This window comes from Mesorhizobium abyssinicae (assembly GCF_049887195.1).
Taxonomy (GTDB): domain Bacteria; phylum Pseudomonadota; class Alphaproteobacteria; order Rhizobiales; family Rhizobiaceae; genus Mesorhizobium; species Mesorhizobium abyssinicae.
In genome coordinates this window covers 1-711 of sequence record NZ_JARAKC010000108.1, presented here as the reverse complement: position 1 = coordinate 711, position 711 = coordinate 1, and the positions used below count along the sequence as shown (strand labels likewise).

Here is a 711-nt window from a genome sequence, read left to right as displayed (position 1 = left end):
GTCGTTCGCCCAGCAGCGGCTATGGTTCCTGGCGCAGCTGGATGAGACCAGCACCAACTACCACATGCCGCTGGCCTTGCGGTTTAAGGGTCGGCTGGACCGGGCCGCATGGCAGCGGAGCCTTGAGCGTGTGTTTGCGCGTCATGAGGGGTTGCGCAATGTCTTTGTCGCGCCGCAAGGCAAGCCCCGGGTCGAGGTCCTGCCGGCGGATGCGGGTCTGCCGCTGGTCGAGCACGATCTGTCGGGCCGGCCGGATGCCGAGACGGCCCTTTTGGCTCTGTGCCGTGAAGAGGCCGACACGCCCTTCGACCTGTCGCGCGGCCCGCTGATCCGCGCTCGCCTGATCCGGCTGTCGGATGAGGAGCACGTCTTCCTGCTGACGCAGCACCACATCGTCTCGGACGGCTGGTCGATGGATGTGCTGGCGCGTGAACTGAGCAGTCTTTACCGGGCGTTCGTGGCCGGTCAGGACGATCCTTTGCCGCCGCTCGGCATCCAGTATGGAGACTATGCCGCCTGGCAACGGCAGTGGCTGTCTGGGGAGCGGCTGCACGGCCAGGCGCAGTACTGGCGCGAGACCCTGTCTGGCGCCCCGGCCTGTCTCGGCTTGCCGACGGACCGTCCGCGGCCGGCGCAGCAGTCGTTTGCCGGGGCCGGTGTGGGGGTCGTCATCGATGCGGCTCTGACGCGGGGTCTGAAGCGGCTGAGCCG

General features: G+C 68.1%; 1 protein-coding gene. It reads left to right on the top strand.

Annotated elements, in window-relative coordinates:
• On the top strand, positions 1-711 hold a 711-nt coding region (locus PU724_RS33850; RefSeq protein ID WP_426213841.1), incomplete at both ends, for a condensation domain-containing protein.